The 12,148-nt window shown below is 39.4% G+C and carries 11 protein-coding genes; 1 reads left to right on the forward strand and 10 read right to left on the reverse strand.

Annotation, left to right across the window (positions count from 1 at the left end; genetic code table 11):
• Nucleotides 1-61 precede the first annotated feature (61 nt).
• On the forward strand, nucleotides 62-1,216 hold the full coding sequence (locus H4J41_RS12200; RefSeq protein ID WP_182137826.1) for a cation:proton antiporter: 1,155 nt from the start codon (nucleotides 62-64) through the stop codon (nucleotides 1,214-1,216).
• 71 nt (nucleotides 1,217-1,287) lie between these two features.
• Here H4J41_RS12200 and H4J41_RS12205 read toward each other — a convergent pair whose 3' ends face one another.
• The 10 genes from H4J41_RS12205 to H4J41_RS12250 form a co-directional block, all read right to left on the reverse strand.
• Complete coding sequence (locus H4J41_RS12205) at nucleotides 1,288-2,364, reverse strand: chemotaxis response regulator protein-glutamate methylesterase (protein WP_182137825.1); 1,077 nt, start codon at nucleotides 2,362-2,364, stop codon at nucleotides 1,288-1,290.
• A gap of 12 nt (nucleotides 2,365-2,376) precedes the next feature.
• Nucleotides 2,377-2,901, reverse strand: coding sequence for a chemotaxis protein CheD (locus H4J41_RS12210; protein ID WP_182137824.1), 525 nt, complete (start codon nucleotides 2,899-2,901; stop codon nucleotides 2,377-2,379).
• Between the two features lie 41 nt (nucleotides 2,902-2,942).
• A complete protein-coding gene (locus H4J41_RS12215; protein ID WP_220461013.1) occupies nucleotides 2,943-3,800 on the reverse strand; it encodes a protein-glutamate O-methyltransferase CheR in 858 nt (285 codons plus the stop codon).
• Nucleotides 3,801-4,396: 596 nt separating this feature from the next.
• A complete protein-coding gene (locus H4J41_RS12220; RefSeq protein WP_182137823.1) occupies nucleotides 4,397-4,933 on the reverse strand; it encodes a chemotaxis protein CheW in 537 nt (178 codons plus the stop codon).
• 10 nt (nucleotides 4,934-4,943) lie between these two features.
• A complete protein-coding gene (locus H4J41_RS12225; protein ID WP_182137822.1) occupies nucleotides 4,944-6,968 on the reverse strand; it encodes a methyl-accepting chemotaxis protein in 2,025 nt (674 codons plus the stop codon).
• On the reverse strand, nucleotides 6,965-7,141 hold the full coding sequence (locus H4J41_RS12230) for a hypothetical protein (protein WP_182137821.1): 177 nt from the start codon (nucleotides 7,139-7,141) through the stop codon (nucleotides 6,965-6,967). The genes H4J41_RS12225 and H4J41_RS12230 overlap by 4 nt, the downstream gene beginning before the upstream one ends.
• A 247-nt stretch (nucleotides 7,142-7,388) precedes the next feature.
• Nucleotides 7,389-9,623 carry a chemotaxis protein CheA gene (locus tag H4J41_RS12235; RefSeq protein ID WP_182137820.1) on the reverse strand — a complete coding sequence of 745 codons (2,235 nt, stop codon included), beginning with the start codon at nucleotides 9,621-9,623 and terminating at the stop codon, nucleotides 7,389-7,391.
• Nucleotides 9,624-9,631: 8 nt separating this feature from the next.
• Entirely contained in the window at nucleotides 9,632-9,952 is a 321-nt protein-coding gene (locus H4J41_RS12240) for a lipid asymmetry maintenance protein MlaB (protein ID WP_182137819.1), read from the reverse strand.
• A 267-nt stretch (nucleotides 9,953-10,219) separates the two neighbouring features.
• Nucleotides 10,220-10,588 carry a response regulator gene (locus tag H4J41_RS12245; RefSeq protein WP_182137818.1) on the reverse strand — a complete coding sequence of 123 codons (369 nt, stop codon included), beginning with the start codon at nucleotides 10,586-10,588 and terminating at the stop codon, nucleotides 10,220-10,222.
• Between the two features lie 31 nt (nucleotides 10,589-10,619).
• The gene (locus H4J41_RS12250; protein ID WP_182137817.1) at nucleotides 10,620-11,648 is read right to left on the reverse strand and encodes a methyl-accepting chemotaxis protein; all 1,029 of its coding nucleotides are present in this window, start codon (nucleotides 11,646-11,648) and stop codon (nucleotides 10,620-10,622) included.
• Between the last annotated feature and the right edge of the window lie 500 nt (nucleotides 11,649-12,148).

The following is a 12,148-nucleotide window of genomic DNA, read 5'->3' on the forward strand; positions in this document are numbered from 1 at the left end:
TACTTGCAAGCTTATTAACTTACCATAAACCCGATGATTGAAAAGGATACTAGTTCTGCATATGGACCCATTGTTACCGCAAGCGGTTGGCGCCATTTTCTTTATATTATTGTTAGGGTTTATCTTGAGTTTTTTTCGACAGCCTCATGTGGTGGCCTATTTAATTGCTGGCATTGTTATCGGACCTTGGGGCTTTGGTTTAATTACCGACAGTGAAAGTATTTCACGCTTAGGTACGGCGGGTGTGGTTTTGCTACTATTTTTTGTTGGTATGGAAACCGATATCCATAAATTAGTCAGCAACTGGAAGTTAATTATTTTCGGCACCCTAATGCAAATTGTACTAAGTGTTGGCTGTATTTGGCTTTTAGGGCTTTGGTTTGACTGGAGCATTGCAAGAATTGTGTTAATTGGCTTTGTTATTAGTCTCAGTAGCACCGCCATAGTGATAAAGCTATTGCAAGACAACTCCATGCTATCGTCGAACCTAGGACAAAGCGTTTTAGGCATCCTGCTCGCGCAAGACTTAGCCATTATTCCGATGCTAATTATTATCGGCTTACTCGGTGCAGGAAATATCGACAATGTACAGCTAGTCAAGCAAAGCGCTGGCACTATTCTGGCGATAGCCTTGTTCAGTTTTATTTTCAGCCGTAAACAAGTGCATTTACCCCTATCAAAATGGTTAAAAGACGACCGTGAGTTGCAACTGTTTGCCGCGTTAGGTATTTGTTTTGGCCTGGCTATGTTGACTGCATGGTTTGAATTATCAACTGCTTTAGGGGCTTTTATTGCTGGTATGTTAGTAGGTGTTGCTAAAGAAACGCTTTGGGTTCATCGCACCCTAGATTCTTTCAGAGTGTTATTTGTTGCGCTTTTTTTTGTTTCTATTGGCATGCTGCTTGATATTAGCTTTTTGATAACACATTGGCTGCAAGCTACTATTTTAGTGATAGCGGCATTAATTACTAATGTTTTTATTAATGCGGTTATTTTAAAACTCTCAAAATATAGCTGGAAGGAAAGTTTATATGCTGGGGTACTATTGTCACAAATTGGTGAATTCAGTTTTATCTTGGCCGCGGTGGGTCATCAGGCGAATATTATTAATGGATACGGTTACCAATTAGCCTTGTGTGTTATATCGCTGTCATTACTCACTAGTCCTATTTGGATTGGTATGAGCAAAAAATGGCTCAAATTTGCTCATACTTAGATAAAGTTCGCGTTAATATTCGATAAAGATTAGCTCTTGGGGGATTAAATAATAGCTAGATAACAGCAGGGTTAATTGAAAGCATTCATCATTTTTGAAATATCTTCAAGTGAGCTTATTTTCTTAACTCCTCCACGTTCAATAGCAACCGCAGGCATACCAAAAACAACACAACTTGCTTCATCCTGTGCCACTGTAAAAGCACCAAGATCAAACATTTCTTTCATACCATTAGCACCATCATCACCCATACCCGTCATGATAATACCCAGGGTTTGTTTTGCCGCTGACTGCGCTACTGAGCGAAACAACACATCTACCGAAGGCATATGCCGGCTCACTAGAGGGCCATTTTTTATTGAAACATACAATTTTCCTGCTCTATTCTCTACAATCATATGTTTGTCACCTGGTGCTATCAGCACTTTACCTGTTTCAATCATATCGCCATTTTTAGCTTCTTTCACGTAGACTTCTGAAACAGAGTTTAATCGTGTTGAAAAGGTGGCAGTAAAAGCTTTAGGCATGTGCTGCACGATAACTACGCCAGGTGTATCTTTTTTTAGTGCAGAGATAACAAACTCAAGCGCTTGAGTGCCACCAGTAGAGGCACCTATAGCGATTAACTTGTTCGATGGTGTTGACTCTACTGGTGCAAGCCTTGGTAAGATGACATCTGCTGTCTCCTTTTTTTGAACATTTATTATTGTTGTGGGCATTTTAAGCGGCATGCTTAGATTACTGAGTTTAGCTTTAGCGGCTGCTCTTATCGCATCTATAATCAACTTTTTTTGAGCACCTAGTTCCTGTTTCAGATTCGAGGTGGGTTTGCCAACAATTTCCACCGCGCCAAGACGAAGTGCTTTCATACTGGTCTCGGAGGATTTTTGAGTCAATGTAGAGCACATAACAACGGGGTAAGGATTTTCCTTCATGAGTTTTTTCAAAAATGTCAGGCCATCCATTCTAGGCATTTCAACATCGAGTATAATCACGTCAGGTCTAATTTTTTCCAATTTTTTGAGTGCAAATATTGGATCCGAAGCTGTGTCAATAACTTCCATACCTGATGATTCATTGATAATGGCACTCAATACTTGTCGTACAATAGCCGAGTCGTCGATAACAAGCACTTTAATTTTATTCATGTGGTGTAACTCCTAATTAATTCCACTTTGTGATCTCATCGATTGCTTATGAACATCTTCAGATTGATATTTAACCCAAACATCGCCTGTACTAACATCCATAACAATTCGTCTATGTCCTTGTTCACCTACATGTACCACATTGATTTCGACTTTTCTCTTCATTAATAATTGCATTGCCTTGGCTGCATTTTTTTCGCCAATGAGGCGCTCGCTCGAATTCGCTTTTTTAGCGAACATGTTAGCACCGCCAAATATTTTCGCCTGATAATCCCTATAATTTGTTTGATGCAATTTAATCGCCATATCAAACAGTTCCATCGCCTCTTCGCCGTACCGGCCATCGAGCTCTGCAGGCTTTACTTCATTTTTTGGTCTGCTTGGCAAGACAAAATGGCACATGCCGCCAATATGTAAAACTGGATGCCAAAGACAGATAGCGATACATGACCCCAACACAGTGTGCACATGCGTACCCGGCTCAGCGAAAACAAAATCACCCGGATGAAGAAAAACTTGTCTAATGCCATGTTTCATTTTTGACCACCCTAATTTGGAATATATATAAGCATAGCTATTTATTTTTTCTGATAGACAGTTGGTGCAATCAGTTTAATAGGTAGGTCCATACCTTTGAGCGACTCAGAATGACCAATAAACAACAAACCTTTAGAGCGTAACTTTGATGTTAGACTTCGAATAATATTTTTTTTGGTTTTATTGTCAAAATAAATTAAGACGTTACGTAAAAATATAACATCAAACTCACCAACTTCAGGCAAGAGTTTAGTTAAGTTAATTTCTGCAAACCGGGTTTTTGCCCGTAATTTTTTATCTACCAATAAATAACCGTCATACTCACCCGTTCCCTTCAGACAATACTTACGCAGAAAATCTTTTGGAATCGCATCAATTCGATGACACTGATATAGCCCACTCTTTGCCTTTTTGATCATACGGCTACTTATATCTGAACCAAAAATTTCCCATTGGCCCCTAGAACCAAAAAAATCATCCAACACCATAGCAATACTATAAGCCTCTTCACCACTTGAGCTAGCAGCACTCCATAAGCGAAAATTGCGATCCTTCGGCTGGTGTTGTAGTACCAAATTCTTCAGGAGATTCAAATGTTCAGCCTCTCGAAAAAAATAAGTTTCGTTGGTGGTTAGTAAATCAATAGCCATCTGATATTCTATGCTATTTTTATTTAATAACAGCTCAATATACTGATCGAAGCTATCTAGCTGATGATGTCGTAAGCGTTTATTCAAACGAGAGCTAACTAACGTCTGCTTGCCCGACCCTAAATCTATACCAGCCTCATTGTAAATGAACTCTCTGATTGTTTGATAGGCATTAGCAGATACCTCTGGTTGCTCAAATCTTGGTGTCTTCAGTTTATTCAATGTTATTTCCCAACCTTCTGATAGCAAGTCCAATCCGCAATACTATTTATTAGTGGCATTATATTTTCTCGACTCAATATTATTAGCTATGTTTTAAAAATTTGGCAGCAAGTTCCACATTTTAAAACAACCTCAACTGTCGAGCTGGCTCTTCCTTACGGTCAAGTTCGACTAACTAGTTATAAGCATACTTCCTTATTTTTTGCTCACCTACATTTCCAATGATTTCAACAAAATGACTTGCGATCAACAACGTACCGACCAAAAGTACTTTTTTGGTATTAGAAAAAAGTCTAAAAGTCTCTTACTGAAATGCTTTTTATTATTTACATTTTTCGATTTGGCGATAAATGAGGTAAGTTTTTAACAACTATATGAATATTATCTTCCGGTACTTTTAGGTCTATGATATCAAAAATATAATCATAGCTAACTTTAAAATGAGAGCCTTTTCGCTTTACCTTAAGGCTCTTCAGTACTTGCTAACAATACTATCTAGCTATACTTTCTAACTGTACTTTGTCGTGCAAAAAAATAAACATCAAACTAAAACATGATGCCTATTTCTCTGAACAACTATAAACTTTTACGCTATACGCTTAAATAAAGTTCATTTTACTGTTTTAAAGTGTATCGCTCTTGGATGGTGTCGTCAGCTCATCGGCTATATTAGTGATGGCAGATAACTCGTTGATCGAGAGCACATGATTAACATCCAGTAAGATCATTAATTTATCATCTATTTTACCCATACCCTGAATAAAGTCAGCACGTATTTTGGCACCGAACATGGGTGCTGCTGCTATATCCGAGTCTGCCAGTTCGATCACTTCATTAACAATATCAACAACCATACCGACCTCGACACTCTCACCGTCTTGGTCCTCAATATCAATAATAATGATACTGGTGCGTTTACCAACCTCTTTGGCTTGATGTTCAAAACGCCGAGCAAGATTGATCACTGGCACGACGTTACCGCGCAGGTTAATCACGCCTGATATAAAATCAGGCATTAGTGGCACTATGGTTAAATTGTCATATTCAATAATTTCCCGAATATGCAAAATACCGACACCATATGTTTCATCGTTGAGTACAAAAGTTAGGAATTGCTGAACATTTCCCGAACTAATGCTCTCATTCGTTGGCTTTGACATATCACTTTCCTTAAAATCGTTCGAATTGTTTTTCGTCAATGACAGCGGATTCCTGATACTTGATCGATTTATGTGGTTTCAGGTTATTAGATGGTGAAGGTGCGGCACCTGCTTTAAAACCCGGAGTAGCCGAACCATTACTGTTCAACCTGAAAAAACTCATCATTTCAATCAGTGATTGCGACTGATTACGCATTTCATCGGCAGTCGCTGCGAGTTCCTCTGAGCCAGCTGCATTTTGTTGTGTTACTTGATCAAGCTGATTCATCGCACTGGTAATCTGGCTAGCACCAGCGGCCTGTTCTTCAGAGGCGGCAGTAATTTCCTGCACGAGTTCTGCAGTGCGTGAAATATCGGGCACCATTTTTTCTAGCAAACCACCCGCTTTTTCAGCAACTTTGACACTAACCCCCGTTAGTTCGCTAATTTCTGTCGCGGCTACTTGGCTTCGCTCGGCGAGCTTACGTACTTCAGCGGCAACTACTGCAAATCCCTTACCGTGTTCGCCAGCTCTTGCCGCTTCTATTGCCGCGTTGAGTGCCAGCATATTGGTCTGGTAGGCGATGTCTTCAATAATAGTGATTTTCATAGCAATATCTTTCATTGCCTGTACGGTGGCGATAACAGATTCACCCCCTTCTTTAGCCGCATTTGACGACTCAGTAGCAATGCCGTCAGTTACCCGTGCGTTTTCACTGTTTTGATTAATTGACGCACCCATTTCTTCAATCGAAGCACTGGTTTCCTCCACGCTCGCGGCCTGTTCACTAGCGCCCTCGCTTAGACTCTGTGCGGTGCCGCTGATCTGCTCAGAAGCTGCCGCCAGTGCAGTGGAACTACTATTTACTTCGCTAATAACAGAGACCAGTTTCTCGCGCATCGTAATCATTGCCGCTAATACACCAACGACTTTACCTTTGGTATGTGTCTGCTCAGATTCAAGATCACCCATAGCAATTTTTTCAGCTATTTCAAGGATAACAGGTGGCTCAGCGCCAAGTTGCGACATAATGCCACGAATAATCCATACTGCAGTACCCAAGCCTATTAGCACACCTAGCACTAATATGGTCAACATTAGGTTGCGACCTTTTTCGTAGTTCTCTGTGCTGGACGCTTTGTCTTGTTCAAGCTCCTTTTCGTTCATAACAACTATCGCAGCAATTAAGTCTGTAGCTGCATCGTTGAGCTTACGTCCTTCGCCATTAGACAACCTAGAAGCTTTGATATTGCCATTTTCCCGGCTAATGCGATAAACATCTTCATTGATATCAGTGAAGGTATTCCAAGCCTTGGTAAAGGTATCAATATAAACTCTGCTCTCGGTTGTTGCCATCTTGTTCAACTCAGTAAGTCGGGCGTTGAGAGTGGCGTTGATGTTAACAATGACCTCGGCGTACTTATCTATGCCTTGCTCTGTAGATTCCAACAACAAGCTCTTTTCGGCGCTCTGTACTTCTAGTATGTTTTGAATGATGCGCTCAGCCATTAATGTTCGGCTGACGGCGAGATTGTTACCGTCTATGATTTGCTCATCATTTTGAGCAGCTACAGCTTTCATTGCTGTTGCTGCAATTTCAAACGCTCTTTGACCGCTGTCAGCAGACAACGCCTGCCCCTTAACCGTTGAGTTCAAGCGAGAAAAATCTGTAACCTGCTCGTTGACTTTTAAATATTCATCCCAGCTACTGTCAAATTTATCCAGCATGGCTTTGCCATCATTATTTACCAGTCTGCTTAGCTCTTGACGACGTTCCTCCATTCCTACACGTCTCTCATCGACGATAGCCTTAAATTGATTCATCTCTTCAACAGTTTGCGCTAGGATGATGTTTTTCTCCGCACGCGAAACCGCGATAACGTCCTGATTGATGCGTCCGCCAAGTTTGATTTTCGTCGCCGAAACATCTGCCATCCTGTCGATACGCTCATCCATCTCCGACATGATATTGAGGGACATTGTCACCATAAATATCATCAAAATTACCAATATGCTAAACCCTGCGGTCAACTGTGCCTTCATTGTGAGTTTCATAACTTGCTCCTGGCTTTAAAGAAATAATTACCCTGCTCTTTAGCAGCAGGGTTTTGTTGTAATACCTGAACGAGTCGTTGCATGGCACTAGTTACGTGGCCTAAACCACCTGTTTTTTTTTCAGAGGCTGCGGTGATATCCGCTCGCCATTTTTCCAGCATTAAATTGTTCATCTTTTTTTCATCTTTTAATCTAATTACTTTAATGTTGAGGTATTCAGCTATTCGGCTATATTACTAATGACCGATTAGTTGATCGCTGCCAAAAAACTATTGCCAGCCGCTTGAGTTTGCTTTAATTACACACGAACAGTCCGATCTGCTCGACCTTGGCGTTTAATACCTAAAATCTTTAGATAATTGAGATTCACTTTTTTTTTGCTGTCACTAATATTTATTGCTTTAGTGCTCTTACTTCACTTTAAACAACCCGCCTTATCAGGCTTGGTACATCAATAATCATAGCAACCTCACCACTGCCTAAAATGGTGGCCCCGCTTATACCTTTTAGATTTTGAAACACTTTACCCAGTGGCTTAATCACGGTTTGATGCTCGCCAAGTAATTCATCAACAACCAGTCCAGCTTTTTGACCGGCATATTCCACCACAACTATATTATATCTACGCCCTGGTTTATCTAGGGTGCTGTTCAAGCTATCTTCATCATTGAATATTTCAGAAAGGTGTATATATGGCATGACTTCGCCACGTAAATTGATGTACTCACCTTTCTTAGCTTGCTGCTCGTCTAGCGCGATACATTCCTCCACTAAATCGAGCGGGATGACATAAGATGACTGACCAACCTGTACTTGAAAACCATCGATAATGGCGAGTGTTAGCGGCAAGCGAATGGTGAAACTGGTACCCTCGCCCAATTCGCTATTAACCGATATTTGTCCACGCAGAGCATCAATGTTTTTATTAACAACATCCATGCCAACACCACGCCCCGATATGTTCGTGATCTCTTTTGCGGTAGAAAATCCAGGGGCAAAAATCAGTCGGTGAATTTCAGGCAGAGTTAACTGCTGATTGGCTGAAATAATGCCATTTTCAATTGCTTTGGCGGTTAAAATTTCAGGATTTAATCCAGCACCGTCGTCGGTTATCTCAATAACAATGCTACCTGAGTCGTGGTAAGCTTCGAGTTTTACGGTGGCAGTTTCTGATTTACCATTAGCCGTTCTGATATTGGGTTTTTCAATGCCGTGGTCCAGTGAGTTTCGAATTAAATGCATCAGTGGATCACTAATTTTTTCCACTACGGTTTTGTCCAGTTCGGTGTCACCACCGACAATCTGCAGGTCAATTTTTTTACCCATATCTTTGCTGAGATCACGCACGACTCGTTTAAAACGATTAAAAGTATCCCCTATCTGAACCATACGCAGACTGAGTGTGGCATCTCGTATTTCTTCCACTAACCGAGTTAAATTCTCTACTGTTTCTAATAACTCTGCTTGCTCTGTTTGTTTTGCTTTTAGTTCGGTATGTGCACTTGAAATCACTAATTCACCAACCAAGTTAATCAGATCACCAAGTTTTTCAGCGTTTACTCGTACAGATTGTTGTTCTACTTCTTTGACTTGTTTTTGCTTATCTAATGCTGTGTCAACGTTGCTAGCATCTACGATATTTTTGTCGATTATAACGTCGTCCATTAGAGCATTAGTTATTTTATCAAGGGTTATATTTTCTTCAGTTACTATTGTTTGTTTATCGATATCTACATTTTGATATTCAAGTGCTTTTAACAGTTCGTCTTCGGTTAGCGCACCCGATGCAACAAGAGTTTCTCCGATTGCTATATTTTCTTCAGGTAATGCATAAATGAGTTGGGTGTAATCACTTAACTTACTTCGCGGGGATAGAATTTGTAGCTGACAGTCTGCCAGTACAAATTCAAATACCTCAGCAATTGCCTCTTTTGATGCTGTTGAAGCTAGGCTTATTTCAAATCCAAGATAGCTTTCTTCTGGATTAATATCATTGAGTGAGGGTAAGTCTGTGGTCAATGTTGTCATGTTGATGATGTCACCAACAGTCTCGAGGTACCGAAAAAATGACAAAGGGTCCATACCATTGGCCAACACATTACGGTTGAATCGAATGGAGATATGCCAATAGTCATTAGTGACTTTTTCAGATTCAGGTTCAGTTAATTCAAGCGCTATTTCAGACTCCGTTAGTACCTTGAGCTCACTCTCAGCCGTGATAACTATTGATGAATTGGGTGTTTTGATATCGAGATATTGATGTAGATTTTTTAATAATTCTTCACCTGTTTCTCTTAGACTATCGCCAATGGGTACTTCCGCATTATCAAGGGCATGAGCAACTAATTGGCTGATTTGATCACGACTATCGAGTAACAGGCCCATCAAATCGTCATTGAGGAAAATTTCCTTATCTCGTAGCTGATCCATTACTGATTCGGCTACGTGAGTGAAAGCGACAACATCGTCAAAGCCAAATAAACCAGCAGAGCCTTTGATTGTGTGGATAGTGCGAAATAAGTCATTAATGAGTTCGTCATTATCTGGCTCGTCTTCAAGCTTTAATAGAATATATTCTGCTTGTTGCAAAAGCTCACTAGACTCTTCCACAAACACTTGCCGGCCTTCTGCCAGATAGTCTGTTTCGTCGTTCATATCAAAGGTTACTCCGGTTGAATCCAGTCGAAATGCGATCTAATATTTAATACGTCCATGACTTCGGCCACTGGATTTGAGATTGCATTTAAAAAAACTTGTTTGCCATCTTTGGTCGCACTCTGCTTGAGGGCCAAAAGTAATTGAATGCCACTGCTATCTATTTCTTCTACATCGGATAAATTAAGCTCAAAATGGTTGAATTCAGCGTAATAACCCTTGATTTCAGCCAGATTATTCGCTGCACAATAGATGGTCATATCTGGACTGGCATCTAATACACAGATGCCTTTTTTTTGATTTGAGTCTTCACGTTTGGTAAATGACATGATTAAATTATCCTCGTTTTTAATACGCTTGATGTTGTAAAAATCAACAACTACATACCTGTAGTATTAATTTCTGTTACTGCTGACAAATTAATTTGACGGTCATTATCAGTTTTCAAATGAGGATATGGTTTGTTATTCTGTTCCATCAGATTATAAATCGACATTTCATCTTAAATGGATATTAAGGTAGGCCTATTGATTTTACTGTTATCACCAAAATTTAATCCTGCTAACTATAGCATTGCCTATTATTAGGCTATTCAGTTAGGGTAAAATCAACTTTGATACTGCATTTAACAATATCGGTGGTTGAAAAGGTTTCACCAACCAAGCTTTTGCCCCTGCAGCACGACCTTGCATTTTCTTTTCATCGCCGGCCTCTGTTGTTAACATCATCATCGGAGTAAATTTATAAGCCGGTAATTTTTTTGCTTCTTGAACTAAGGTTATGCCATCCATATTAGGCATATTGACATCAGTGATTAATAAATGAATTTTCACTCCATTTAGTTTTTTTAAAGCCTCAACACCATCCGCAGCATCAATCACATCAAAACCTTGTGATTCTAATGTCAATCGGACAACCTTTCTAATTGATGCTGAATCATCAACGATCATTATTGTTTTTGCCATAAACTTGCTCCTCGTAATTATTTTCTTATGATTAAAAAAACGTTAAGTCGTCACCTTTTGACTCTTGCCCTGGTGTTTTTTGTTCGCCGGCAACTGTTGCTTGATGATTAGCTAACTCTTCTGGCACCGTATATCGCAGTGCCATTTTTTCAAGTATGTCATTTGTTTGAATTAAGTCTGCACTTCGCTCTGTTTTTGGTACTGTCTGATTAGCCAATAACAACTCATTAAAATCATATAAATTATGCTCTGCATGTTCAAGAATTTGGGTAACTCTATCTTGAAACTGTAAAGCTGTTATTACATGATAAACCTCACTTTGAATTTGCTCGGAGGCATCGGCCAGTGTTTGTGACTTATCCTTAAAAGCATACAAAGTGTTTTCAATATCAGTTAATACCTTTTCAATGTGCTCTGAGCTACTTTCAATCGTTTTACTGTAAACTTGAGTTGTTGTTTTGGATGAAGTCAAGGTACTTGCCATCGCGGTATTGATATCGTCAAGGGTTTTATTCATTCGACTACCTGTACTAGCAGAGGAACTGGCCAGTTTTTTTATTTCATCCGCAACTACTGCAAATCCTCGCCCATGTTCACCCGCTCTTGCGGCTTCAATAGCGGCATTTAGGGCCAATAAATTAATATTGTCAGCAACGTTTCGAACATCATTGGCCATGCTTTCAAGCTCGGCCGTATAAGAAGATAATTTTTCTACTTCTTGGAATATCGTTTTCTCATTACTGTTAAGATTACAGAGGTCATTAATAACGCCATTCAAGATGGTTTTTGTGCTTGTCAACAGCGTACCAATGACGGCGTCATCATCACTTTTACGTTGGTCATCAAGTAAAAGGCTTATTTTTTTCGTTATAGCTAAAAACCTATCAGTGAGACTTAGCACTTCTTGTTCAACGTGCTCTTTGGATGTTTTAATCTGTTTAGAAACAACGGGAAGCACTTCTCCCATGAGTTCTTCTAGTGCATCTATATAAGACTGAGTTTGCTGAAGAAAGTTATTGTTAGCTTGTTGGTGAGAGGATGCAAGTTTCGCTTGAGCCAATTGCAACTTGCTAAATAGAAGATAACCAACAAGAAGACTTAATCCAAACGTACAGCAGAATATAAATAAAGATAAGGTAATTGCTATATCTGTAAAAAATATAAGCAGAAGCGAACCTACAACAGGGATACTGCTGGGCATGATATAAAAAAAAGCTTTATCTATATTATTCAATAACACGGTTCCTTTGATTGTTGACTAAAAACATAAGACGATACAAGTGGGCAAAAATAAATACAAATGGATGCGCATTGACATAAATAGGTATAAATTGAAATTAATAGATACAAATTGAAATTAATAGATACAAATTGAAATAATCAGGCATTCTACAACATAAAGCTATATAAAGTCACATAAAGCCATATGAATTTACTTTAAATTTACCTTTAAACTACATGGAGTTACCTATAAGTTATTGAGGGGTTATTTATAAGTTACTAAAAAGTTACTGAGAAGTTATCACTTGCCAGGCATCAAACTTTCACGTCTAAATTTTT

Origin of the sequence: Colwellia sp. MB3u-45, assembly GCF_014077005.1 — a bacterium.
Lineage (GTDB): Bacteria > Pseudomonadota > Gammaproteobacteria > Enterobacterales > Alteromonadaceae > Cognaticolwellia.